Origin of the sequence: Streptomyces sp. NPDC001599 (assembly GCF_042893535.1) — a bacterium.
GTDB lineage: Bacteria > Actinomycetota > Actinomycetes > Streptomycetales > Streptomycetaceae > Streptomyces.
The window spans coordinates 285,447-308,614 of record NZ_JBIAVA010000003.1 but is presented as its reverse complement, the minus strand read 5'-3'; the positions used below and the strand labels follow the sequence as shown (position 1 = coordinate 308,614).

Annotated in this window: 21 protein-coding genes; 9 read left to right on the top strand and 12 right to left on the bottom strand. The window is 72.4% G+C overall.

The window, feature by feature from the left end; translation table 11 throughout:
• Positions 1 to 6 precede the first annotated feature (6 nt).
• Positions 7 to 615 carry a TetR/AcrR family transcriptional regulator gene (locus tag ACFYZ3_RS10230; RefSeq protein ID WP_388515158.1) on the bottom strand — a complete coding sequence of 203 codons (609 nt, stop codon included), beginning with the start codon at positions 613 to 615 and terminating at the stop codon, positions 7 to 9.
• A gap of 123 nt (positions 616 to 738) precedes the next feature.
• Between ACFYZ3_RS10230 and ACFYZ3_RS10225 the strand changes: the two genes are divergently transcribed.
• Positions 739 to 2,313, top strand: coding sequence for a cytochrome P450 (locus ACFYZ3_RS10225; RefSeq protein ID WP_388515156.1), 1,575 nt, complete (start codon positions 739 to 741; stop codon positions 2,311 to 2,313).
• On the opposite strand, the gene ACFYZ3_RS10220 is transcribed toward ACFYZ3_RS10225, so the two are convergent.
• From ACFYZ3_RS10220 to ACFYZ3_RS10175, 10 genes are all read right to left on the bottom strand, one after another.
• Entirely contained in the window at positions 2,275 to 3,123 is an 849-nt protein-coding gene (locus ACFYZ3_RS10220; RefSeq protein WP_388515155.1) for a pentapeptide repeat-containing protein, read from the bottom strand. The genes ACFYZ3_RS10225 and ACFYZ3_RS10220 overlap by 39 nt on opposite strands.
• Positions 3,124 to 3,144: 21 nt before the next feature.
• On the bottom strand, positions 3,145 to 4,065 hold the full coding sequence (locus ACFYZ3_RS10215) for a sigma-70 family RNA polymerase sigma factor (RefSeq protein WP_388515153.1): 921 nt from the start codon (positions 4,063 to 4,065) through the stop codon (positions 3,145 to 3,147).
• 40 nt (positions 4,066 to 4,105) lie between these two features.
• Positions 4,106 to 4,849, bottom strand: a complete 744-nt coding sequence (locus ACFYZ3_RS10210) for a PIG-L deacetylase family protein (RefSeq protein WP_388515151.1) — start codon at positions 4,847 to 4,849, stop codon at positions 4,106 to 4,108.
• Between the two features lie 81 nt (positions 4,850 to 4,930).
• A complete protein-coding gene (locus tag ACFYZ3_RS10205; RefSeq protein WP_388515149.1) occupies positions 4,931 to 6,232 on the bottom strand; it encodes an alpha/beta fold hydrolase in 1,302 nt (433 codons plus the stop codon).
• Positions 6,233 to 6,359: 127 nt separating this feature from the next.
• Entirely contained in the window at positions 6,360 to 7,385 is a 1,026-nt protein-coding gene (locus ACFYZ3_RS10200; protein ID WP_361002788.1) for a LacI family DNA-binding transcriptional regulator, read from the bottom strand.
• 87 nt (positions 7,386 to 7,472) lie between these two features.
• Positions 7,473 to 7,793 carry an L-rhamnose mutarotase gene (locus ACFYZ3_RS10195; protein WP_361002791.1) on the bottom strand — a complete coding sequence of 107 codons (321 nt, stop codon included), beginning with the start codon at positions 7,791 to 7,793 and terminating at the stop codon, positions 7,473 to 7,475.
• 37 nt (positions 7,794 to 7,830) lie between these two features.
• Positions 7,831 to 8,913 carry a rhamnose ABC transporter substrate-binding protein gene (gene rhaS / locus ACFYZ3_RS10190; protein ID WP_388515147.1) on the bottom strand — a complete coding sequence of 361 codons (1,083 nt, stop codon included), beginning with the start codon at positions 8,911 to 8,913 and terminating at the stop codon, positions 7,831 to 7,833.
• Between the two features lie 40 nt (positions 8,914 to 8,953).
• Positions 8,954 to 9,967 (bottom strand): ABC transporter permease, encoded by a 1,014-nt coding sequence (locus ACFYZ3_RS10185; RefSeq protein WP_388515146.1) that lies wholly within the window; start codon positions 9,965 to 9,967, stop codon positions 8,954 to 8,956.
• Complete coding sequence (locus ACFYZ3_RS10180; protein ID WP_388515145.1) at positions 9,960 to 11,000, bottom strand: ABC transporter permease; 1,041 nt, start codon at positions 10,998 to 11,000, stop codon at positions 9,960 to 9,962. Before ACFYZ3_RS10180 ends, ACFYZ3_RS10185 begins: the two co-directional genes overlap by 8 nt.
• Positions 10,997 to 12,514, bottom strand: coding sequence for a sugar ABC transporter ATP-binding protein (locus ACFYZ3_RS10175; RefSeq protein WP_388515144.1), 1,518 nt, complete (start codon positions 12,512 to 12,514; stop codon positions 10,997 to 10,999). Before ACFYZ3_RS10175 ends, ACFYZ3_RS10180 begins: the two co-directional genes overlap by 4 nt.
• A gap of 276 nt (positions 12,515 to 12,790) precedes the next feature.
• On the opposite strand from ACFYZ3_RS10175, the gene rhaI reads away from it, so the two are divergent.
• The 8 genes from rhaI (at position 12,791) to ACFYZ3_RS10135 (ending at position 22,736) form a co-directional block, all read left to right on the top strand.
• Positions 12,791 to 13,951 carry an L-rhamnose isomerase gene (gene rhaI, locus ACFYZ3_RS10170; protein WP_388515143.1) on the top strand — a complete coding sequence of 387 codons (1,161 nt, stop codon included), beginning with the start codon at positions 12,791 to 12,793 and terminating at the stop codon, positions 13,949 to 13,951.
• A gap of 119 nt (positions 13,952 to 14,070) precedes the next feature.
• Positions 14,071 to 16,110, top strand: a complete 2,040-nt coding sequence (locus tag ACFYZ3_RS10165) for a bifunctional aldolase/short-chain dehydrogenase (RefSeq protein ID WP_388515142.1) — start codon at positions 14,071 to 14,073, stop codon at positions 16,108 to 16,110.
• A complete protein-coding gene (locus ACFYZ3_RS10160) occupies positions 16,107 to 17,561 on the top strand; it encodes a rhamnulokinase family protein (RefSeq protein WP_388515141.1) in 1,455 nt (484 codons plus the stop codon). Before ACFYZ3_RS10165 ends, ACFYZ3_RS10160 begins: the two co-directional genes overlap by 4 nt.
• Positions 17,562 to 17,639: 78 nt before the next feature.
• Complete coding sequence (locus tag ACFYZ3_RS10155; protein WP_388515140.1) at positions 17,640 to 18,392, top strand: (Fe-S)-binding protein; 753 nt, start codon at positions 17,640 to 17,642, stop codon at positions 18,390 to 18,392.
• A complete protein-coding gene (locus ACFYZ3_RS10150; protein WP_388515139.1) occupies positions 18,389 to 19,867 on the top strand; it encodes a LutB/LldF family L-lactate oxidation iron-sulfur protein in 1,479 nt (492 codons plus the stop codon). The genes ACFYZ3_RS10155 and ACFYZ3_RS10150 overlap by 4 nt, the downstream gene beginning before the upstream one ends.
• A complete protein-coding gene (locus tag ACFYZ3_RS10145; RefSeq protein ID WP_388515138.1) occupies positions 19,864 to 20,511 on the top strand; it encodes a lactate utilization protein C in 648 nt (215 codons plus the stop codon). The genes ACFYZ3_RS10150 and ACFYZ3_RS10145 overlap by 4 nt, the downstream gene beginning before the upstream one ends.
• A gap of 125 nt (positions 20,512 to 20,636) precedes the next feature.
• The gene (locus tag ACFYZ3_RS10140; RefSeq protein WP_388515137.1) at positions 20,637 to 21,422 is read left to right on the top strand and encodes an ABC transporter ATP-binding protein; all 786 of its coding nucleotides are present in this window, start codon (positions 20,637 to 20,639) and stop codon (positions 21,420 to 21,422) included.
• A gap of 3 nt (positions 21,423 to 21,425) precedes the next feature.
• Entirely contained in the window at positions 21,426 to 22,736 is a 1,311-nt protein-coding gene (locus tag ACFYZ3_RS10135; RefSeq protein WP_388515136.1) for an FtsX-like permease family protein, read from the top strand.
• A gap of 68 nt (positions 22,737 to 22,804) precedes the next feature.
• Here the strand turns inward: ACFYZ3_RS10135 and ACFYZ3_RS10130 are convergent, their stop codons facing one another.
• Positions 22,805 to 23,164, bottom strand: coding sequence for a cupin domain-containing protein (locus ACFYZ3_RS10130; protein ID WP_007389344.1), 360 nt, complete (start codon positions 23,162 to 23,164; stop codon positions 22,805 to 22,807).
• Positions 23,165 to 23,168: the final 4 nt, after the last annotated feature.

The window sequence follows — 23,168 nt, the reverse complement described above, 5'->3', positions numbered from 1 at the left end:
GGGACCTCAGGGCGCGATGGCGCCCAGCAGCGCCCGTGCGCACAGGTCCCGCACCTGCTCGCGGGCGGGCTCCGGATCCCGCAGCCACTCCAGGCACACCGCGGTGGTGAAGGCCAGCCAGCCGCGCACCGCGAGCCGTACGCCGCCGCGCTCCTCGAAGGCCGGGCCGAACTCCGGGTCGGCGGCCAGGGCGGCGAGGATCTGCCGCTCCTGCGCGGCGAGCGCCTTCTGGTAGACGCGGCGCACCGCCCGGTCGCCGGCCGCGTCGGCGCGGTGGAAGGCGCGGTAGCCGTGGGCGTGGGCCCGCACGTACTCCAGGTAGGCGTCCAGGCCGGCGGTGAGCTGCTCACGGACCGGGACGCCGGGCACGGCCGCCGTCATCCGCAGCATGCGCTCGCTCTCGCGCTCGACGACCGCCGCGAAGAAGTCCCGCTTGTTCGGGAAGTAGTGGTACAGCAGCCCGCGGGAGACCCCGGCGATCTCGGCGACCTGCTCGATCCAGACCTCGTCGTAGGGGCTCTCCGAGAACAGCCGCGCGCCCACCGAGAGCAACTGCTCCCGGCGCTCGCCCGTGCTGAGCCGGCGGCGGATGCGCTCGCCCTGGTTCGCGGCCATGCCCCGCACCTTACTTGACGCGGGTTCAACAACGGGTCGAGACTGGGGCGCGTTATTGAATCCATGTACAACACGCTCGCCTCGGCTCGTGCAACACGCCGCTGCGTCAAGGGAGATCGCGTCATGGCCCAGACAGCGAGGGAACCGGCCCGGGACGGACTGCCGAAGGGCTTCCGCAGCGCCGAGCTGGGCTGGCCCGAACTGCACCGCATCCCGCACCCCCCGTACCGGCTGCCCCTGCTCGGAGACGTCGTGGGAGCGAGCAGGCGCACCCCGATGCAGGACTCGCTGCAGTACGCGCGGCGGCTGGGGCCGATATTCCGGCGGCGGGCCTTCGGCAAGGAGTTCGTGTTCGTGTGGGGCGGGGCCCTCGCCGCCGACCTGGCGGACGAGACGCGGTTCGCCAAGCACGTGGGCCTGGGAGTGGCCAACCTGCGGCCGGTCGCCGGGGACGGGCTGTTCACGGCGTACAACCACGAGCCCAACTGGCAGCTCGCGCACGACGTGCTGGCGCCCGGCTTCAGCCGCGAGGCCATGGCCGGGTACCACGTGATGATGCTGGACGTGGCCGCGCGGCTCACCGGCCACTGGGACCTGGCGGAGTCGTCGGGCCGGGCGGTGGACGTGCCCGGCGACATGACCAAGCTGACGCTGGAGACCATCGCGCGCACCGGTTTCGGCCACGACTTCGGCTCTTTCGAACGCTCCCGCCTCCATCCCTTCGTCACCGCCATGGTGGGCACGCTCGGCTACGCGCAGCGCCTCAACACGGTGCCCGCGCCGCTCGCCCCCTGGCTGCTGCGCGACGCGAGCCGCCGCAACGCCGCCGACATCGCCTACCTCAACCGCACGGTCGACGACCTCGTCCGCGAACGCCGGGCGAGCGGCGGCGGTGGCGGCGACGGCGACCTGCTCGACCGGATGCTGGAGACGGCCCATCCGGAGACCGGTGAGCGGCTGTCGCCCGAGAACGTCCGCCGGCAGGTCATCACCTTCCTCGTCGCCGGTCACGAGACCACCTCGGGCGCGCTCTCCTTCGCCCTGCACTACCTCGCCCAGCACCCCGAGGTCGCGGCCCGGGCCCGCGCCGAGGTGGACCGGGTGTGGGGCGACACCGAGGCACCCGGTTACGAGCAGGTGGCCAAGTTGCGTCATGTGCGCCGGGTCCTCGACGAGTCGCTGCGGCTGTGGCCGACCGCGCCGGGCTTCGCGCGCGAGGCACGGGAGGACACGGTGCTCGGCGGCGCGCACCCGATGCGGCGCGGGGCCTGGGCGCTGGTGCTCACGGGCATGCTGCACCGCGACCCCGAGGTGTGGGGTGCGGACGCCGAGCGGTTCGACCCGGACCGCTTCGACGCGAAGGCCGTACGGTCCCGCGCCCCGCACACGTTCAAGCCGTTCGGCACGGGGGCGCGGGCGTGCATCGGGCGGCAGTTCGCGCTGCACGAGGCCACGCTGGTCCTCGGGCTGCTGCTGCGCCGCTACGAGCTGCGGCCGGAGGCCGGCTACCGGCTGCGGGTGACCGAGCGGCTGACGCTGATGCCTCAGGGGCTGCGCCTGCACCTGGTCCGGCGGACCGCGGCCGCGCCCGTGCCCGGTCGCCGCACGGCCGACACGGGCGGCGGAGCAGGGGCGGCCGACAATGCCGGGGACTCCGTCTCAGCGCCCGGCTGTCCAGTGCACCGGGCGGGTGACTGAGTCCGGCAGCCTGGTGCCGGGGCCGCCCCTGGCCGCGTTGACCTGCGGCTGGGTCAGGAAGAAGGCGCCCCTCAGGTCCGCGTCGGTGAGGTCCGCGTCGCGCAGGTCCGCGCCGATCAGGTCGGCGCCCCGCAGGTCGGCGCCGGTGAGGTCGGCGGCGATGAGGCAGGCCCCGCGCAGATCGGCACCGGCGAGGTCGGCGCCCTTGAGACGGGCGCCCATCAGGTCGGCGTTGCGGCGGTTCTTCTTCCGGCCGCGGGTGCCGGCCCGCACCAGCTCGCTGGTGCGCAGCAGGAGCACGTTGACCCGCTGCCGGTGCGCGGCCACGTCGAGGGCGGCCAGCTCCTCGGGGGTCCCCTCGGCGAGGCGTTCGGTGTCGCCGAGGGCACCGCGCAGGTCGGCGTGGACCGGGCGGGCGGCGGGCAGGGTCAGCGTCTCGGTCAGGTACCGGAGCAGCTCGTGCAGTTGGCGGACGACGGGGAACACGTCGAACATGCGGCGGGTCCGCTCCGGCGGGCCCGCGCGCCAGTCCCGGCCGCCGAAGGTGATCTGCGAGACCCGCTGCCCGGCGCCGAAGCAGTCGTAGACCGTGCAGCCGGTGAAGCCGCGCTCCCGCAGCGTCGTGTGGATGCCGCAGCGGTGGTCGGTGCGGAGGTTCGGGCAGGGCGTTCCGGCGTCCTTGTCGATCGCGAAGTCCGCGGAGCGGGCGAACGGCAGGGCCGCGCAGCACAGGCCGAAGCAGCTCGCGCAGTCGCCGCGCAGTTCCGCCCGGGCCGGGGCATCCGTCCGGTCCGGCGTGTGTTCTCGCATGTCCTCGAGGATACGGGCCGGTCAGGCCGCCAGCGCGGACAGGTCCAGCCGGGCCAGCCGCTCCGGGTCCGACAGGATGTACAGACCCGTGATGAGGCCGTCGGCGACGGTGACGTAGGTGACCGACACCGGCCGCCCGTCGGACACGGCGACGGTGCCGACCGCGTCGTTGACCAGGACGACGTGGGCGAGTCCGGCGAGGTGGCGGAAGTGGAACGCACCGGTGGCGACCGTCCGCGCTCCCCGCGCCACCTTGGACGCCGCGATGCCCCGGGCCAGCGCGCCCGCGTCGGCCCGCAGCACCACGTCCGGGTGGAGGACGGACACCAGCGCCTCGAAGTCACCGGCGCGGCTGGCGGCGAGGAACGCCTCCACCACCCGGCGCTGACGGCCGAGGTCCGGTTCGGCGGCGGGGGTCGCGTCGCGCACCCGACGCCGGGCCCGGCTGGCGAGCTGCCTGGTGGCGGCCGGGGTGCGCTCGACGACCGGCGCGATGTCGTCGAAGGGCACGCCGAACATGTCGTGCAGGACGAACGCCAGCCGCTCGGCCGGCTCCAGCCTCTCCAGCACCACCAGCAGGGCGATGCCCACCGAGTCGGTGTGCAGCGCCTCCGCCTCCGGGTCCGCCCGGGGCAGGGCCCGCAGCACGGGGTCGGGCACGAAGGAGTCGAAGCCCTCGGCCATCGGCTCCTCGCGGCGCGCGGTGCGGGAACGCAGCAGGTCCAGGCAGATCCGGCCGGTCACGGTGGTCAGCCAGGCGCCCAGGTTGTCGATGCCCTCCGCACCGGAGCGGTCGAGCCGCAGCCAGGCCTCCTGCACGGCGTCCTCCGCCTCGGCCAGGGAGCCGAGCATGCGGTAGGCCACCCCCTTGAGCTGCCCGCGGTGCTCCTCGAAGCGCTCAGCGAGTCGCTGCTGTCCCCGCACGTCCCGTTCTCCCCCCATGTCCCTCTCTCCCCGCGTGCCCTGCTCCCCCGTCATGCCGCTACCGCGCGAAGACTTCGAAGGTCACCGCCGGCTTTCCGCCGAACCGCTCCCCCGCCGCCTGGGCGAAGCCGGTGAGGAATCCGCGCACGTACGTCTCCGGGTCCTGATCGGTCAGTACCTCGATGTACGTGCGGTGTTCGAGCAGCGAGCGCACCGCGCGCTCCAGACCCGGGGTGGCGTCCACGGCGTGGGTGGGCGAGGAGGAACCGGCGACCGCGACCCAGCGCACGCCGTTCCAGGGGTCCAGGCCCTGGTCGGTCAGCTCCGGGAAGATCCACCGGTTGCCCGCGTCGGCCGCCGCGTCGAGCGTGGCGCGGCCGACGGCGACGTGGTCCGGGGTGTTCCAGGCGACGCCGCCCCAGGTGTCCCGGTGGTTCATGGTGATGACCAGTTCGGGCCGGTGCCGCCGGATCGCGGCGGCGATGTCGCGGCGCAGTGCGGTGCCGTACTCGACGACGCCGTCCCGGTGGTCGAGGAACTCCACCTCGCTCACCCCGACGACCGCGGCGCTCGCCCGCTGCTCCCGCTCACGCAGCGGGGCGCACTCGGCGGGCGCCAGCGTGTCGATGCCCGCCTCGCCCCTGGTCGCGAGCACGTAGGCGACCTCGCGGCCCTCGTCGGTCCAGGCCGCGATCGCCGCGGAGCAGCCGTACTCCAGGTCGTCCGGGTGGGCCACGACGGCGAGGGCGCGGCGCCAGTCGCCGGGCATGGGCTCCAGTTGCGTGATCGTCGGCTCCGTCATGCCCGCACACTAACCCGCGCCACCGACATCGCACCCGAAGATCCCGCCCGGACGTCGCGCCCGGCCTCGTTCAGGCCTCGTTCAGGCCTCGTCGCGGGCGAGCGCGAGCAGCCGGTCCAGGACGCGGGGGCCGCCGGCCCGAACGCCGTCGTGCTCGAACTCGTCGGTGACCCAGGTGCGCAGGCCCCGGATCGTCCGGGCGGTGCTCAGCGCGTGGGCGGTGTCGACGTACATGTCGTCGTGGTAGACGGCCGCGGCGGCCGGCACCTCGTTGGCGGCGAGGCGGGCGGGGTCGTACAGCGGGGCCCAGTCGGTGCGGGCGGCGAGCAGTTCGGCCGTCTCGCGCAGCGGACGCAGCGCCGGGTCGCAGTCGAACATCCAGGGGTGGATCGACTCGCCGGTGAACAGCAGGGGTTCGTCGCCCGCGAGGGCCTTCGCGGCGTCGAAGCGCGGGAACTCGGCGCGGACCCGCTCGGCGGACCAGGCGGTGGGCCGGGCGTCCTGGCCGTAGATGACCTCGTGGATGAGGGCGTACAGCGGGTTGGCCGCGAAGGACAGCAGGCCCTGCGCCTGCTCCTGGAAGGCGTCGGAGAGTTCGTGCCCGTTCGGGGTGCGGACGAAGGCGTCCTCCAGCAGGAAGTGCAGCCGGTGGCTGCCCTCGCTGCCGCCCAGCATGATGCCGAGCGACTGGAAGGCCTCCACGGTGAGGCGGTAGCCGCCCGGGAGGACCACGTCGTGGGTGAGGAGGTGGTCGGCGATGCGGCGGGCGCGCTCGACGTCCTGCGGGTAGCGGGCGTAGTGCGCGGCGACCTTGCGCTCGATGCGCGGGTAGGCGGCCCGGTAGACGTCGTCCGCATGGGCGTCCAGGGAGGGCAGACCGCCGGTGATCAGGGCGGTGCTGAGGCCCTCGGGGGCCAGCGAGAGGTAGGCGACGGTGCAGAAGCCGCCGAAGCTCTGGCCGAGGACGGCCCAGGGGGCGCCGCCGGTGACCTGGGGGCGGATGGCCTCGCAGTCGCGGACGATGGCGTCGGCGCGGAAGTGGGCGAGGTAGTCGGCCTGCTCGGCGGGGCCGCCCCGCAGCGGGAGCGTCTGGCGGTTGGCCGGGGTGGAGGCGCCGGTCCCGCGCTGGTCCAGGAGCAGGACGCGGTACTCCTTCAGGGCGCGGCCGAACCAGGCGGGACGGCCGATGAAACGGTTCGCCCCGAAGCCGGGACCGCCCTGGAGGTAGACCAGCCAGGGCAGGTCCTTGTCGGCCTTGTCGCTCGCGACGGCCTCGCGGGCGTACAGCTCGATCGTCTCCCCGGTGGGGTCGGCGTGGTCGAGGGGCACGGTGAAACGGCGGTCGGTGAGGACGACGCCTGGCTGGCGGTAGCTGACGCTCAAGGGGTCTCCCGGGGCGGACGGATCTGGCGGCCGATTCTTTCGGCCGTGTCCCAGTTCAGCACACCGCCCTGCGGCCGCCGACCCCCGGGATCATGAAATCGTACTGAAGGATCTACTGAACGGCCGGTCAGCGCGCGGCGAGGCTGGAGCGCCGCACCACCAACTCCGGCTGGAGGACGACCCGCCGGTGCGGGTGGGTCCGGTCGGTGCCCTCCAGCTCGGTCTCCTCCAGGAGCAGCTCGGCGGCCATGGCGCCCATGGTGACGGCGGGCTGGCGCACCGAGGTGAGCGGGACGGCCGCGGCGGCGGCGAACTCGATGTCGTCGTAGCCCACGATCGCGAGGTCGTCGGGGACGCCGACCCCGGCGGCGTACATGGCCTGCAGGACGCCGAGGGCGAGCAGGTCGTTGGCGCAGAAGACGGCGGTCGGCCGCTCGGCGAGGCCCAGCAGGCGGGCGCCGGCGTCGCGGCCCGCGGCGACGTCGAGGCGCTCCGTGGGCAGTTCGCGCAGCGCGTCGGGGCCGAGCCCGGCCTCGGCCAGCGCGGCGAGGGCGCCGGTGCGGCGGTCGCGGACCTGGTTGAGGCCGGGCGGGCCGCTGACGTAGGCGATGGAGCGGTGTCCGGCGTCCACGAGGTGGCGTACGGCCAGCGCGCCGCCCGCGACGTCGTCGACGGAGACCGAGCACTCGGTGGTGCCCTCGGCGACGCGGTCGACGAGGACGAAGGGGATGTTGTGGCGCCGGAAGCCCTCGATGTTGCGGCCGGTGGCGTCGGCGGGGGTGAGCAGGACGCCCCGGACCCGCTGCTCGGCGAAGAGCGAAAGGTACTCGGCCTCCTCGCCGGGGTTCTGCGCGCTGTTGCAGACCATCACGCCGAGCCCGGCGTCGCGGGCGGCCCGCTCGGCACCGCGGGCGACGTCGACGAAGAACGGGTTGCCCATGTCCAGGACGAGCAGCCCCATGATGCGGCTGCGGCCGGCGCGCAGCTGGCGTGCGGACTCGCTGCGGACGTAGCCCAGCCGGTCGATCGCGGACAGCACCCGCGCCCGGGTCTCGGTCGCGACGGTGTCGGGGCGGTTGATGACGTTGGAGACCGTGCCCACGGAAACTCCGGCGGCGCGGGCGACGTCCTTGATACCCACGGAATGGGCCATCGGGCAGGGACCTCCGAGGTCGGGGTGGGTGTGGGGGCGGCCGCGGGACCTTCACACAGTACCCGGGCCACCCCGATACGGCGCCCGTCAGGCGAGGTGGAACACCTCGGTGAGGGGCTTCATCGCCTCGTCGGGGCGGGCCCCGTCGAGGGACTCGAACAGCGGGCCCATCTCCGCCTGCCAGCGGGCGTTGACGTCGGTGGCCTCCATGCCGGCCCGGGCGGCGGCGAAGTCCTCGGTCTCCAGGTAGCCGACGAGCAGGCCGTCGTCACGCAGGAAGAGCGAGTAGTTGTGCCAGCCGGTGGCGGAGAGTGCCTCGCACATCTCGGGCCACACGGCGGCGTGGCGTTCGCGGTACTCCGCGATGCGGTCCCGGCGGACCTTGAGCAGGAAACAGACGCGCTGCATGAAGTACCGCTCCCGTGACGAGTACTGAGGGCCGCGGCTAGAAGTTGAACTGGTCGACGTTGTCGGCGGTGAACACGGTCGGCTTGCCGAGGTTGATCACACCGTCCTTGCCGATGGTGTACGCGCCCATGGCGCCGGCCTTGAAGGTCTCGCCCTCCTTGCCGGTGATCTGCCCGGAGGACAGGGCGACGGCGGTGCGCGCGGCCAGCTCGCCGAGCTTGGCCGGGTCCCACAGCTCGAACGCCTCGACGGTGCCGTTCTTGACGTACTTGCGCATGTCGTTGGGGGTGCCGAGGCCGGTCAGCTTGACCTTGCCCTTGTACTTGGAGCCGGACAGGTACTGGGCGGCGGCCTTGATGCCGACGGTGGTCGGGGAGATGATCCCCTTCAGGTTCGGGTGCTCCTGGAGCAGACCCTGGGTCTGCTGGAAGGACTTCTGGGCGTCGTCGTCGCCGTAGGCGACCTTGACCAGCTTGACGTCCTTGTACTTCGGGTCCTTCAGCTCGTCCTTCATGATCTCGATCCAGGCGTTCTGGTTCGTCGCGGTCTGCGCGGCGGACAGGATCGCGATCTCGCCCTTGTTGCCGATCTGCTCGGCCATCTGCTGCACCTGGGTGCGGCCGATGTCGTCGGCGGACGCCTGGGAGATGAAGGCGTTGCGGCACTCGGGGTTGGTGTCCGAGTCGTAGGTGACGATCTTGATGTCGTTCTTCATGGCCTGCTTGAGCGCGGTGCACAGGGCGCCCGGGTCCTGCGCGGAGACGGCGATGGCGTCGACCTGCTGCTGGGTGAGCGTGTTGACGTAGGAGACCTGGCCGGCGGTGTCGGTGCCGCTGGAGGTGCCGACCTCCTTGTAGCTGGAGCCCAGCTCCTTGAGGGCCTTCTCGCCGCCCTTGTCGGCGACGGTGAAGTAGGGGTTGTTGACCTGCTTGGGCAGGAAGCCGACGGTCAGCCCCTTCTTCGTCGCGGCGTTCGGGTCTGCCTTGCCCGCGGTGGCGGCCTTGCCGCCCTCGTCCTTGACGTCCTCCTTCGTGGTGCCGCCGCAGGCGGTGGCCGCCAGGGCGAGGGAGGTGACGGCGGCGAGGGCCGCGCAGGTGCGGCGGATGGACGACTTGCGCATGGTGGGTTCCTTACGAGGGTGGACGGAGCCGGGGACGGCGTTACGGAGTGGGGGCGGGCGCCTTGGGCGGGGGCGTCGGTGCCGCCCTGCGTCCGGCCCTCGCGAGGGAGAGCTGCCGTGCGACGCGCGGGCCGAGCACGGAGAGGACGAGCAGGACGCCGGTGACGACGATCTGCGACTGCGCGGAGACGTCCTGGAGGCTCATGACGTTCTGCAGCGCGCCGAGCAGGAAGACACCGGCGACGGCGCCGACCAGCGTGCCCTTGCCGCCGTCGAAGTCGATGCCGCCCAGGAGCACGGCGGCGACGACGGACAGTTCGAGGCCGGTGGCGTTGTCGTAGCGCGCGCTGGCGTAGTGCAGGGCCCAGAAGACGCCGGTGAGGGAGGACATCAGGCCGGTCAGGGTGAACAGGATCAGCTTCTGCCGCTTGACCCGGATGCCGGCGAACCGGGCGGCCTCCTCGCTGGCCCCGACGGCGAACAGCGACCGGCCGAACGGCATGGCGTGCAGGGCGACGACGGCGACGGCCAGCAGCACGAGGAACGGCAGGAAGGCGTACGGGACGAAGGTGCCGTCGATGCGTCCGGCCGCGAAGTCCAGGTACTGCGAGGGGAAGTCGGTCACCGCGTCGGAGCCGAGCACGATCTGCGCGATGCCCCGGTAGGCGGCCATGGTGCCGATGGTGACGGCGAGGGAGGGCAGTCCGAGGCGGGTGACCAGCAGGCCGTTGACCAGACCGCAGACCACGCCGAGCAGCAGGCAGATCGGGATGATCGTCTCGATGGTCATGCCCTGGTTCCACAGGGCGCCCATGACCGCGCCGGACAGGCCCGCGGTGGAGGCGACCGACAGGTCGATCTCGCCGGAGACGACCAGCAGCGTCATCGGCAGGGCGATGAGCGCGATCGGCAGGGTGTTGCCGATCAGGAAGGACAGGTTGAGGGCGTTGCCGAAGCCGTCGACGAAGCCGAAGGAGAGCAGCAGGACGACCACGAGCAGGGCGCCCACCACGGTGTCCCAGCGGACGGCGCGCGTCAGGGAGCTGTCAGCCATGGCGGGCGTTCCTCTTCTTCAGGGCGTTGGCCACGCGCAGCGCGACGATCCGGTCGACGGCGATGGCGAGGATGAGCAGGATGCCGTTGATGGCCAGCACCCACACGGAGCTGACGCCGAGGGCGGGCAGCACGCTGTTGATCGAGGTCAGCAGCAGCGCGCCGAGGGCCGCGCCGTAGACGCTGCCGGAGCCGCCGGTGAAGACGACGCCGCCGACCACCACGGCGCTGACGACGGTCAGTTCGTAGCCGTTGCCGGTGCCGGAGTCGACGTTGCCGAAGCGGGCCAGGTAGAGGGCGCCGGCGAGTCCGGCGAGGGCCCCGCAGAAGGTGTAGGCGGCCAGGATCCGCTTGCGGACCGGGATGCCGGCCAGCCGGGCGGCCTCGGGGTTGGAGCCGAGGGCGTACAGCTCGCGTCCGCTGCCGAAGTGCTTGAGGTAGTAGGCCGTGGCGACGAGCACCGCGAGGGCGATCATGGCCAGCCAGGGCACGGCGGAGATGCCGCCGGAGCCGAAGTCGACGAAGCCGCCGGGCAGGTCGGCCGCGGTGATCTGCCGGGAGCCGACCCAGATGGAGTCGATGCCGCGGATGATGTAGAGGGTGCCGAGGGTGACGACCAGGGCGGGCACCTGGCCGAGGCTGACCAGCGCGCCGTTGAGCAGGCCGAAACCGACGCCCGTCAGCACGGCGAGCAGCACGGCCACGACGGGGTTGCCGCCGCCCTGGAGGTAGGTGCCGGCGGCGAAGGCGCTGATGCCGAGGGTGGAGCCGACGGACAGGTCGACGTTGCGGGTGATGACGACCAGGGACTGCCCGGTGGCGACCAGGACCAGGATGGTGGCGTTCAGCAGGAGGTCCTTGATGCCCTGCTCGGACAGGAACTCGCTGTTGCCGGCCTGGGTGATGCCGATCATCACCAGGAAGACGAGCAGGATGGCCAGTTCGCGCATCTTGAAGATGCGGTCCACCAGCCGGGTGGCGCCCGCCTTGGGCACATCGGCCGCGGAGGCCTTCTCGGGTGCGGTGACCGTCATGCGGCGGCCCTCCCCGTGGCTGCGGCCATCACGGTCTCCTCGGTGGCGTCGGAGCGGGATATCTCGGCGGTCAGCCGGCCCTCGTGCATCACCAGGACGCGGTCGGCCATGCCGAGCACCTCGGGCAGGTCCGAGGAGATCATCAGAACGGCCACGCCGTCGGCGGCGAGCTGCGAGAGAAGCCGGTGCACCTCCGCCTTGGTGCCGACGTCGATGCCGCGGGTGGGCTCGTCCACGATCAGCACCTTGGGGCCGGTGGCCAGCCACTTGGCGAGGACGACCTTCTGCTGGTTGCCGCCGGACAGGGTGGCGACGGTGTCGGCGATGCGGGCGTACTTGACCTGGAGCTTGACCGCCCAGTCCAGGGAGCGGCTGCGTTCGGCGCCGCGGTCCACGAGGCCGGCCCTCACGGTGGTCCGCAGGCCGGTGAGGCCGATGTTGCGCTCGATGGACATGTCCATCACCAGCCCCTGGGCGCGGCGGTCCTCCGGCACGAGCGCGAGACCGGCGGCCATCGCGGTGGACGGCGCGCCATTGACGAGCGGCTTCCCGTCGACCTCCACTTCGCCCGCGTCCCAGCGGTCGACGCCGAAGACGGCGCGGGCGACCTCGGTGCGTCCGGCGCCGACCAGCCCGGCCAGGGCGACGATCTCACCGCGCCGCACCTCGAAGGAGACGTCGGTGAAGACGCCCTCCCGGGTCAGCCTGCGCACGCTGAGCACCCTCTCGCCGGGGGTGACCTCCTGCTTGGGGTACAGCTCGTCGAGGTCGCGGCCGACCATGCGGCGCACCAGGTCGTCCTCGGTCATGCCCTCCAGGGGCTCGCTGGCGATCCAGGCGCCGTCGCGCAGGGTGGTGACCCGCCGGCAGATGCGGAAGATCTCCTCCAGGCGGTGGGAGATGAACAGCACCGCGGCGCCCTGGTCGCGCAGGGTGCGCACCACGCCGAAGAGCCGGGCCACCTCGCTGCCGGTGAGGGCGGCGGTCGGCTCGTCCATGATCAGGACGCGGGCGTCGAAGGAGAGCGCCTTGGCGATCTCCACGATCTGCTGGTCCGCGATGGACAGGCCGCGCGCGGGCCGGTCGGGGTCGAGCTCCACGCCGAGGCGCCGCATGAGTGCGGCGGTGGCGTCGTGGGTCGCCCTGTGGTCGATGCGGCCGAGGGCGCGCCGCGGCTGGCGGCCCATGAAGATGTTCTCGGCGATCGACAGGTCGGGGAAGAGGGTGGGCTCCTGGTAGATCACGGCGATGCCGGCGTCGCGGGCGTCGCGGGGACCGTGGAACACGACCGGTGCGCCGTCGAGCAGCACGTGGCCGGCGTCCGGCCGGTGCACTCCGGCCAGCGTCTTGATGAGGGTCGACTTTCCGGCGCCGTTCTCACCGGCGAGGGCGTGCACCTCGCCGGGGAACAGCTCCAGGGAGACGTCCCGCAGCGCACGGACCGCGCCGAAGGACTTGGAGACGTCCCTGAGCGCCAGAACCGGGGCCGAACCCGTGTCGGACGGGTGGGTCATTGGGGGCTCCTCGACGACGCCGGCGGGACGGCCCTCACGGCGTCGTGAAAGGTTTCAACTCGGTTGCCGGGGACGTTAGGCAGCGAGGGTATGTCACGTCAATGGTTCCGGGTCCAAAAACTTTCGATAGCCGAAGGTCACGACCGAGTCACGAACAGTCGGAGCGGCCGGAAGGGTTGACACCCCTTCGAGCGGCTCATAGCTTCGCGTTCTGAATCGTTTCACCCATGGTCGTACTCACAGCAGGCCACGACCCGATGCCACAGGAGCGCCGAAGTGACCGAGCTCGCCGCGGTGAAAGCCGCGCTCAAGACCCAGGCCGTCGAGACGCCGTCGTGGGCGTACGGCAACTCGGGCACCCGCTTCAAGGTGTTCGCCCAGGCCGGTGTCCCGCGTGACCCCTTCGAGAAGCTGGACGACGCGGCGAAGGTGCACGAGTTCACCGGCGCGGCCCCGACCGTCGCCCTGCACATCCCGTGGGACAGGGTCGAGGACTACGCCGCGCTGGCCGGGCACGCCGAGAAGCGGGGCGTACGGATCGGCGCGATCAACTCCAACACCTTCCAGGACGACGACTACAAGCTGGGCAGCATCTGCCACCCCGAGGCGGCGGTGCGCAGGAAGGCCGTCGACCACCTGCTGGAATGCGTCGACATCATGGACGCCACCGGGTCGCGCGACCTGAAGCTGTGGTTCGCCGACGGCACGAACTACCCGGGACAGGACGACATCCGCTCCCGGCAGGACCGGCTGGCCGAGGGCCTGGCCGAGGTGTACGAGCGGCTCGGCGAGGGGCAGCGGATGCTGCTGGAGTACAAGCTCTTCGAGCCGGCGTTCTACACGACGGACGTGCCGGACTGGGGCACGGCGTACGCGCACTGTCTCAAGCTGGGCGAGAAGGCCCAGGTCGTGGTCGACACGGGGCACCACGCGCCGGGCACGAACATCGAGTTCATCGTGGCGACGCTGCTGCGGGAGGGGAAGCTCGGCGGGTTCGACTTCAACTCGCGGTTCTACGCCGACGACGACCTGATGGTGGGCGCGGCCGACCCGTTCCAGCTGTTCCGGATCATGTACGAGGTGGTGCGCGGGGGCGGGTTCACCTCCGACGTCGCGTTCATGCTCGATCAGTGCCACAACATCGAGGCGAAGATCCCGGCCATCATCCGGTCGGTGATGAACGTGCAGGAGGCCACGGCGAAGGCGCTGCTGGTCGACGGTTCGGCGCTGGCTGCTGCGCAGGGCTCGGGGGACGTGCTGGAGGCCAACGCGGTACTGATGGACGCGTACAACACGGACGTGCGTCCGCTGCTGCGAGAGGTGCGGGAGGAGTCGGGGTTGGACCCCGAGCCGATGAAGGCGTACCGGGCGTCCGGTTGGGGCGAGAAGGTCGTCGCCGAGCGGGTTGGCGGGCAGCAGGCGGGGTGGGGGGCCTAGTCCGTAAGCGTCTGCCGGGTTTGTGTTGTTCGCGGACTGCGGGCCGTATGTGGCTGGTCGCGCAGTTCCCCGCGCCCCTGAAGGGCGCGTCTCCTCCCCTCGATCGAAAAGGCACTGTCATGGCATCTCACCCTGAAGCCGCCGCCCTCCTCGCCCGTTCCCATCGGCTCGGTGCCGATCCGCGCAACACCAACTACGCCGGTGGCAACACCTCCGCCAAGGGCACCGGAACCGATCCCGTCACCGGGGGTGAGGTGGAGCTGATGTGGGTCAAGGGGTCCGGCGGGGATCTCGGGACGCTCACCGGGGCCGGGCTCGCCGTGCTGCGGCTGGACCGGATGCGGGCGCTCAAGGACGTCTACCCGGGCGTCGAGCGCGAGGACGAGATGGTCGCCGCCTTCGACTACTGCCTGCACGGCAAGGGCGGCGCCGCACCCTCGATCGACACGGCGATGCACGGGCTCGTCGAGGCCGCGCACGTCGACCACCTCCACCCCGACTCCGGGATCGCGCTGGCCTGCGCGGCGGACGGGGAGAAGCTGACCGCCGAGTGCTTCGGCGACACCGTGGTGTGGGTGCCGTGGCGGCGGCCCGGCTTCCAGCTCGGGCTGGACATCGCGGCCGTCAAGGAGGCCAACCCGCAGGCCATCGGCTGTGTGCTCGGCGGGCACGGCATCACCGCCTGGGGCGACACCTCCGAGGAGTGCGAGCGCAACTCGCTGCACATCATCCGCACCGCCGAGGCCTTCCTGGCCGAGCGCGGCAAGGCCGAGCCGTTCGGCGCGGTGGTCGAGGGGTACGAGGCGCTGCCCGAGGCCGAGCGGCGGGAGCGGGCGGCGGCGCTGGCGCCGTACGTGCGGGGGCTGGCCTCGCAGGACCGGCCGCAGGTCGGGCACTTCACCGACGCGGACGTGGTCCTGGACTTCCTCGCGCGGGCCGAGCACCCGCGGCTCGCCGCGCTCGGCACCTCCTGCCCGGACCACTTCCTGCGGACGAAGGTGCGGCCGCTGGTCCTGGACGTGGCGCCGGCCGCGCCGCTGGCGGAGGCGGTGGCCCGGCTCAAGGAGCTGCACGCGGCCTACCGCGAGGAGTACGCCGCCTACTACGAGCGGCACGCGGAGCCGGACTCCCCCGCCATGCGCGGCGCGGACCCGGCGATCGTGCTGGTGCCGGGTGTGGGCATGTTCAGCTTCGGCAAGGACAAGCAGACCGCCCGGGTGGCCGGCGAGTTCTACGTCAACGCGGTCAACGTGATGCGCGGGGCCGAGGCGGTGTCGACGTACGCGCCGATCGAGGAGTCGGAGAAGTTCCGCATCGAGTACTGGGCGCTGGAGGAGGCCAAGCTCCGGCGGATGCCCAGGCCGAAGCCGCTGGCCACCCGTGTCGCGTTGGTGACCGGCGCGGGCAGCGGGATCGGGAAGGCGATCGCGCGGCGGCTGGTGGACGAGGGTGCCTGTGTGGTCGTGGCCGACCTGAACGCCGAGAACGCGGCGGCGGTCGCAAAGGAGCTGGGCGGAGACGACAAGGCCGTCGCCGTGACCGTCGACGTCACCTCCGAGGAGCAGATCGCCGACGCCTTCCGGGCGGCCGTGCTCGCCTTCGGCGGGGTCGACCTGGTGGTCAACAACGCGGGGATCTCCATCTCCAAGCCGCTCCTCGAGACCACGGCCAAGGACTGGGACCTCCAGCACGACATCATGGCCCGCGGCTCCTTCCTCGTCTCGCGCGAGGCGGCCCGGGTGATGACCGCGCAGGAGCTGGGCGGCGACATCGTCTACATCGCGTCGAAGAACGCCGTGTTCGCCGGCCCCAACAACATCGCCTACTCCGCCACCAAGGCCGACCAGGCCCACCAGGTGCGCCTGCTCGCCGCCGAGCTGGGCGAGCACGGCATCCGGGTCAACGGCGTCAATCCCGACGGCGTGGTGCGCGGTTCCGGGATCTTCGCGGGCGGCTGGGGTGCCAAGCGGGCGGCGGTGTACGGCGTGCCGGAGGAGAAGCTGGGCGAGTTCTACGCGCAGCGGACCCTGCTCAAGCGCGAGGTGCTGCCCGAGCACGTCGCGAACGCCGTGTTCGCGCTGACCGGCGGCGACCTGACGCACACCACCGGTCTGCACGTCCCGGTCGACGCCGGTGTCGCCGCCGCGTTCCTGCGATGAGCACCGCCAACGACGCCAAGGCGTTCGCCGCGGTCGACCTCGGCGCGTCCAGCGGGCGCGTCATGGTCGGCCGCGTCGGCGCCGACCGGCTGGAGCTGACCGAGGCGCACCGCTTCCCCAACCGGCCGGTCCGCACGCCCGACGGGCTGCGCTGGGACGTCCTCGCGCTGTACGCCGGTGTGCTGGACGGCCTGCGGGCGGCGGGTCCGGTGGACTCGGTCGGCGTGGACAGCTGGGCCGTCGACCACGGTCTGCTGGACGCGGACGGCGCGCTGCTCGGCAACCCCGTGCACTACCGGGACGCCCGCACGGAGGGTGTCCCGGAGAAGGTGTGGGCCTCGCTGCCCGCCGGTGAGCTGTACGCGGCGACGGGGTTGCAGTACGCGCCCTTCAACACCCTGTACCAGCTCGTCGCCGCCCGGGGCACGGCCCAGTTCACGGCGGCCCGGCGGCTGTTGCTCATCCCCGACCTGCTGACCTACTGGCTGACCGGTGAGCAGGGCACGGAGCTGACCAACGCCTCCACCACCCAGCTGATCGACCCCCGCACCCGGGACTGGTCGCGGGAGGTCGCGGACCGGCTGGGGATCGACCTCGGCCTGTTCGCGCCGCTGCGCCGGCCCGGGGACGCGGCGGGGCTGCTGCGGCCCGAGGTGCTGGAGGAGACGGGGCTGGCGGGACCGGTGCCGGTGACGGCGGTCGGTTCGCACGACACCGCCTCCGCGGTCGCCGCCGTACCGGCCTCGGGCGAACGGTTCGCCTACATCTGCACCGGCACCTGGTCACTGGCCGGTCTCGAACTGACCGCTCCCGTGCTGACGGAGGAGAGCCGGGCCGCCAACTTCACCAACGAACTGGGGCTGGACGGCACGGTCCGCTACCTGCGCAACATCATGGGGCTGTGGCTGCTCCAGGAGTGCGTGCGGGCCTGGGGCGATCCCGATCTGGGCGGGCTGCTGCTGGAGGCGGCGCGGGTGCCGGCGCTGCGCTCGGTGGTCGACGCCGGTGACGCGGCGTTCCTGGCGCCGGGGAGGATGCCGGAGCGGATCGCCGAGGCGTGCCGCGCCTCGGGCCAGCCGGTGCCCGAGACGCCCGCCGAGGTGACCCGGTGCATCCTCGACTCGCTGGCGCTGGCCCACCGCGCGGCCGTCGAGGAGGCGCAGCGGCTCGCCGGGCATCCGGTCGACGTCGTGCACGTGGTCGGCGGCGGCACCCGCAACGCGCTGCTGTGCCAGCTGACCGCCGACGCCTGCGGGCTGCCGGTGGTGGCGGGGCCGACGGAGGCCGCCGCACTCGGCAACGTCCTGGTGCAGGCCCGCGCCCACGGGCTGGTCGGCGACCTGGCGGGGATGCGCCGGCTGCTGGCGCGCACCCAGTCGCTGACCCGGTACGAACCGCGCGGCGACCCGGCGCGCTGGCGGGCGGCCGCGGCCCGACTCGCCGACCGGTGAGCCGGGGGTCCCCAGCGCCGGATCGGCCGACTAGTCTGCACTCATCATTCATCCGATGATCGAACACGAGGAGCCGCGATGCGTGTCGCCCTGTTCCTGACCTGCGTCAACGACACGCTCTATCCGGACACCGGCCGTGCCGTGGTGAGGCTGCTGACCAGACTCGGTGTCGAGGTCGACTTCCCGATGGCCCAGACGTGTTGCGGGCAGGCGCACTACAACACCGGCTACCGGCACGAGGCCGAGCCGCTGGCCCGGCACTTCGCCGACGTGTTCGCGGACTACGACGCGATCGTGACGCCCTCGGGCTCCTGCGGCGCGATGGTGCGGGAGCTGTATCCGCGGATGGGCGAGCGGGCGCGGGCGGAGGGGCGCGGGGACACGCTATCGGCCGTGCTGGCGCCGGTGGTGCCGAAGACGTACGAGCTGACGGAGTTCCTGGTGGACGTGCTCGGGGTGACCGACGTGGGGGCGTACTACCCGCACACGGTGACGTACCACCCGACCTGCCACGGCCTGCGGAGCCTCGGCCTGGGCGACCGGCCGCGGCGGCTGCTGGAGGCGGTGAAGGGGCTGGAACTCGTGGACCTGCCGGGCGCCGAGGAGTGCTGCGGGTTCGGCGGCACCTTCGCCGTGAAGAACTCCGACGTGTCGGCTGCGATGGGCGCGGACAAGGTGCGCAACGCGGAGTCCTCCGGCGCGGACGTGCTGTGCGCGGCCGACAACTCCTGTCTGATGCACATCGGCGGCACCATGGCGCGGCTGCGCACGGGCATGCGGCCGGTACACATCGCGGAGATCCTGGCGAGCACTCGGGAGGCGGCCGTATGAGCGGGACGTTCGTGGGAATGCCGGCCTTTCCCGTCGCGGCCCGGGAGGCCGTGGGCAACGAGACGCTGCGCGGCAATCTGCGCCACGCCACCCACACCATCCGGGACAAGCGGGCCCGCGCGGTGGCGGAGCTGGACGACTGGGCGGCACTGCGCGAGGCCGGGAAGCAGATCAAGGACCACACGCTGCGCCACCTCGACCGGTATCTGGTGCAGGTGGAGGAGGCGGTCACGGCCGCCGGCGGCACGGTGCACTGGGCCGCCGACGCGGACGAGGCCAACGAGATCGTCGCCCGCCTCGTCGAGGCGACCGGCGAGTCGGAGGTCGTCAAGGTCAAGTCGATGGCGACGCAGGAGATCGCCCTCAACGAGGCCCTGGAGGCCCGCGGCATCCACGCCTACGAGACCGATCTCGCCGAGCTGATCGTGCAGTTGGGCAAGGACCGGCCCTCGCACATCCTGGTGCCCGCCATCCACCGCAACCGCGGCGAGATCCGGGACATCTTCCGCTCCGAGATGAGCGAGTGGGGCCGCCCCGCGCCCGAGAACCTGACGGACACTCCCGCGGAACTCGCGGACGCGGCCCGGCTGCACCTGCGGGAGAAGTTCCTGCGGGCGAAGGTCGGCATCTCCGGGGCCAACTTCGTGGTGGCCGAGACCGGGACGCTGGTGGTCGTGGAGTCGGAGGGCAACGGGCGGATGTGCCTGACCCTGCCCGAGACGCTGATCTCGGTCGTCGGCATCGAGAAGATCGTGCCGAGGTGGCAGGACCTGGAGGTCTTCCTGCAGACCCTCCCCCGCTCCTCGACGGCCGAGCGCATGAACCCGTACACGTCCATGTGGACCGGCACCACCGACGAGGACGGTCCGCGCACCTTCCACCTGGTCCTGCTGGACAACGGCCGCACCGACACGCTCGCCGACGAGGTCGGCCGCCAGGCGCTGCGCTGCATCCGCTGCTCGGCCTGCCTGAACGTGTGCCCGGTGTACGAGCGGGCGGGCGGCCACGCCTACGGCTCGGTGTACCCGGGCCCGATCGGTGCCATCCTCAGCCCGCAACTGCGGGGCACCGGAAGCGAGATCGACGCCTCACTGCCGTACGCGTCCTCGCTGTGCGGCGCCTGTTACGAGGTGTGCCCGGTCGCCATCGACATCCCCGAGGTGCTGGTGCACCTGCGGGAGCGGGTGGTGCAGGGCGGGCCGGCCGTCCGGGGCGGCAACCGGGTGGTGCTGAAGCCGGCCAAGGGGCACGCCGCCGAGCGGGCGGCGATGCGGGCGGCGCAGTGGGCGCTCACGCGCCCGGCCGCGCTGCGGACCGGGCAGCGCATGGCCTCGCGCACCCGCCGTCTGCATCCGCGCACGCTGCCCGGTCCCGGCCGGGCGTGGAGCGGCACCCGGGACCTGCCGGCGGTGCCCGCGGAGCCGTTCCGGGACTGGTGGCAGCGCACGCACGGCGGGAAGGACGGAGCGAAGTGAACAGCAGGGAACGCATTCTGGGCCGGGTGCGACGGGCCCTGGCGGACGTGCCGGACGACGCGAGGCCCTACGAGGAGGCCGTCGCCCGGGACTATCTGCGCGAGCACGGGCGCCGGTCGGTGCCGGAGACGGTGGACCTCCTCGCCGAGAACCTGGCGGACTACCGGGCGATCGTCCACCGGTGCGCGGAGGGGGAGTTGCCCGAGCTGCTGACGCGGCTCCTGGCGGCGCACGGCTCGCGGAGCGTCGTGGTCCCGCCGGAACTGCCCCCGGGGTGGCTGGAGACGGTCGGCGCGACCCGTGTCCAGGACCGGGCGGCAAGCACCCCGCACGAACTCGACGAGGTCGACAGCGTGGTCACCGGCTGCGCCGTGGCCGTCGCCGAGACCGGCACGATCGTCCTGGACGGCTCCCCCGACCAGGGGCGGCGGCGCATCACGCTCGTCCCCGACCACCACATCTGCGTCGTGCGGGTACCCGACCAGGTCGTGTCCTCGGTGCCCGAGGCGCTCGGACGCCTCGATCCGAAACGGCCGTTGACGTGGATCTCCGGGCCCTCCGCGACCAGTGACATCGAGTTGGACCGCGTCGAGGGGGTGCACGGCCCGCGCACCCTGGAAGTGGTGCTGGTGGGCGGCTCGTAGCGCGGCGGGGTGTCGCTGAGTACACCCCCCGATACGGGTTCTGCACCCAGTGTGGCCCGGCCCCACTCTCCGTAGCGTCTTCCACGAGGCACCGCACAGGGCGTGCCACACGGAAGGTGATCACGATGTTTCGCTCCGGCGCACGAGGCAACCACGGCCCCGGCCCCGCCCCCGAGGCACTCCGGCTGGTCAAGGTGACCCGGACGTACGGCTCGGCGGAGAACGCCGTGACCGCTCTGGACGGTGTGACGCTGAGCCTGGGACGCGGCACGTTCACCGCGGTGATGGGACCGTCCGGCTCGGGCAAGTCCACGCTGTTGCAGTGCGCGGCGGGCCTCGACCGGCCGGACAGCGGCATCGTGTGCGTGGACGGCAAGGAGCTGACGGGTGGCGGCGAGGCGGAGCTGACCAGGTTCCGGCGTGGCCGGGTCGGGTTCGTCTTCCAGCAGTACAACCTGCTGGAGACGCTGACCGTCGCGCAGAACACGGTGCTGCCGCTCAAGCTGGCCGGACAGCGCGTCGACCGCGGGCGCGCCCGCGAGGTGCTGACCTCGGTCGGCCTCGGCGACCGGCTCGGTCACCGACCCGACCAGCTCTCCGGCGGTCAGCGGCAGCGGGTGGCGATCGCGCGGGCGCTGGTCACCGAACCGCGGGTGATCTTCGCGGACGAGCCGACGGGCGCGCTGGACACGCGCAGCGCCCGGCAGGTGCTGCTGCTCCTCCAGGAGGCGGTGCGGGTGCACGGGCGGACCGTGGTGATGGTGACGCACGACCCCCTGGCCGCCTCGTACGCGGACTCGGTGGTCTTCCTCGCCGACGGCCGGCTGGCGGGGCGGATGGACGCGCCCACCCCCAACGCGGTCGCGGAGCGGCTGGCGCACCTGGGCGACGACATGCCGGCGGGGGTGTGAGCGATGTTCGTACTGGCTCTCAGGTCGATCCGGCAACGCCCCGGGCGGTTCCTCGCGACGCTGCTGTCCGCCTTTCTGGGGGCGGCGATCATCATGACGTTCAACTCGATGCACGACACGTCCGGGCAGGGCGGCGTCGACCCGGTCAGCGCGGAGACCCTGGGCACGTCGGCGGGCGTCGTCGGTGGTTACGGGACCCTGCTGGTGTTCTTCGCGGTGGCCTCGACGCTGACGGTCAACGTGCGCCAGCGCACCGCCGAGCTGGAGCTGCTGCGCTGCTCGGGGGCGACCCCGGCGCAGATCAAGCGGATGGTCGTGGGTGAGGCGGTGGCCGTGGCGCTGGTGGGCGCGGCCCTCGCGATCGGCCCGGCGATGCTCGGGGGACGGGCGCTGCTGGGCATGTTCCACGACAGCGGCCAGGTGGCGCGGTCCGTGGACTACTCCTTCGGGCCCGTCGCGCTGTCGAGCGGTGTGTCCATCACCCTGCTGGCGTCCGCCGGCGCCGCGTTCCTGGCGGTACGGCGCCTGACGCGCCGCGGCCGGGAGCGGGCCGGCGCGAAGCGGTTCCTGGCCGGTGCGGCGCTGGTCACCGGCGCTTCGGCGGCCGGTGCCACCTTCCTGTTCTCCGCGACGGACGAGATGCTGATGGCGGCTCCGGCCTACGGGGCGATCCTGCTGTCGGTCGGTTTCGCCCTGCTGTCGCCGCGACTGCTGAAGGGCGTGCTCGACCGGCTGCCGCTGAGCGGTGCGAGCGGCTGGCTGGCCGTGCGCAACCTGCGTGAGCGGGCGAGTCACATGGCCGGGATCCTGGTCTCGCTGATCCTGTTCACCGCGGTGTCCACGGCGACGATCACGATGCAGTCGGTGGAGAGCGACGCGGTGAAGGCCTCGGGTCTGGTCAAGTCGGTCGACGCCAAGAACCTGGAGACGCTGAACCTCACGGTGGTCGGCATCATCGCGGTGTTCGTGTGCGTGATGCTGATCAACTCGCTGTACGCGGCGACGACGTACCGTTCGCGCGAGTTCGGTCAGCAGCGGCTGGCGGGGGCGACTCCGGGGCAGGTGCTGGGCGTGGTCGGCGCCGAGGGTGTGATCCTCACGGTCACGGGGGTGTTCTTCGGCACGGTGGCCGCGCTGGCCGGTGTGGTGCCGTTCACGGTGGTCCGCACCGACGCGGTGCTGCCGGACCAGTTCCTGGGTGTGTGGCTCGCGATGGTGGCGCTGGCGGCGACGGTGACGCTGGGGACGAGCCTGGGCACGGCCCGGCGGGTGCTGCGGACACCGGCGGTGGGGGCGGTGACGCTGGCCGCGTGAGCGGCAAGGAGAAGAGGGGACGAGGGGAAGGGGCGACCGGTCGCCCCTTCCCCTTGCCGGCCGGCGCGTCAGTCGGCCTTGGCGTACTCCTTCGCCATGCTGCCCGCGAAGTCGTACACGACGCACTGTCCGTCGCCCACGACCCAGGCGTCGTGGCCAGGCGAGCAGACGAAGACGTCGCCGGGACCCACCTCGCTCTCGGTGCCGTCGTCCATGCGGACGTGCATGCGTCCCTCGACCACGTAGCAGTTGTGGTGGATCATGCAGCTGTCGGTGCCCGCGATCGGTGCCACGGACTCCGACCAGCGCCAGCCCGGTTCGAAGGTGGCGACGGCGAAGTCGAGCCCTTCCATGTGCACGGCCTCGATGTGCCCACGGGGGAAATCACGCCGCTCGTCCGGCTTGTCGAGCGTCTTTGCCTCCAGCATGACG

What these genes read in the sequence shown, in the direction of transcription:
- ACFYZ3_RS10130 (WP_007389344.1), bottom strand. Translation starts at nt 23,164, where the DNA reads ATGCTGGAGGCAAAGACGCTCGACAAGCCGGACGAGCGGCGTGATTTC.
- ACFYZ3_RS10155 (WP_388515140.1), top strand. Translation starts at nt 17,640, where the DNA reads ATGCGTGTCGCCCTGTTCCTGACCTGCGTCAACGACACGCTCTATCCG.
- ACFYZ3_RS10210 (WP_388515151.1), bottom strand. Translation starts at nt 4,849, where the DNA reads ATGACGGAGCCGACGATCACGCAACTGGAGCCCATGCCCGGCGACTGG.
- ACFYZ3_RS10185 (WP_388515146.1), bottom strand. Translation starts at nt 9,967, where the DNA reads ATGGCTGACAGCTCCCTGACGCGCGCCGTCCGCTGGGACACCGTGGTG.
- ACFYZ3_RS10180 (WP_388515145.1), bottom strand. Translation starts at nt 11,000, where the DNA reads ATGACGGTCACCGCACCCGAGAAGGCCTCCGCGGCCGATGTGCCCAAG.
- ACFYZ3_RS10135 (WP_388515136.1), top strand. Translation starts at nt 21,426, where the DNA reads ATGTTCGTACTGGCTCTCAGGTCGATCCGGCAACGCCCCGGGCGGTTC.
- rhaS (WP_388515147.1), bottom strand. Translation starts at nt 8,913, where the DNA reads ATGCGCAAGTCGTCCATCCGCCGCACCTGCGCGGCCCTCGCCGCCGTC.
- ACFYZ3_RS10150 (WP_388515139.1), top strand. Translation starts at nt 18,389, where the DNA reads ATGAGCGGGACGTTCGTGGGAATGCCGGCCTTTCCCGTCGCGGCCCGG.
- ACFYZ3_RS10230 (WP_388515158.1), bottom strand. Translation starts at nt 615, where the DNA reads ATGGCCGCGAACCAGGGCGAGCGCATCCGCCGCCGGCTCAGCACGGGC.
- ACFYZ3_RS10195 (WP_361002791.1), bottom strand. Translation starts at nt 7,793, where the DNA reads ATGCAGCGCGTCTGTTTCCTGCTCAAGGTCCGCCGGGACCGCATCGCG.
- ACFYZ3_RS10175 (WP_388515144.1), bottom strand. Translation starts at nt 12,514, where the DNA reads ATGACCCACCCGTCCGACACGGGTTCGGCCCCGGTTCTGGCGCTCAGG.
- ACFYZ3_RS10165 (WP_388515142.1), top strand. Translation starts at nt 14,071, where the DNA reads ATGGCATCTCACCCTGAAGCCGCCGCCCTCCTCGCCCGTTCCCATCGG.
- ACFYZ3_RS10140 (WP_388515137.1), top strand. Translation starts at nt 20,637, where the DNA reads ATGTTTCGCTCCGGCGCACGAGGCAACCACGGCCCCGGCCCCGCCCCC.
- ACFYZ3_RS10200 (WP_361002788.1), bottom strand. Translation starts at nt 7,385, where the DNA reads ATGGCCCATTCCGTGGGTATCAAGGACGTCGCCCGCGCCGCCGGAGTT.
- ACFYZ3_RS10225 (WP_388515156.1), top strand. Translation starts at nt 739, where the DNA reads ATGGCCCAGACAGCGAGGGAACCGGCCCGGGACGGACTGCCGAAGGGC.
- ACFYZ3_RS10215 (WP_388515153.1), bottom strand. Translation starts at nt 4,065, where the DNA reads ATGGGGGGAGAACGGGACGTGCGGGGACAGCAGCGACTCGCTGAGCGC.
- ACFYZ3_RS10220 (WP_388515155.1), bottom strand. Translation starts at nt 3,123, where the DNA reads ATGCGAGAACACACGCCGGACCGGACGGATGCCCCGGCCCGGGCGGAA.
- ACFYZ3_RS10160 (WP_388515141.1), top strand. Translation starts at nt 16,107, where the DNA reads ATGAGCACCGCCAACGACGCCAAGGCGTTCGCCGCGGTCGACCTCGGC.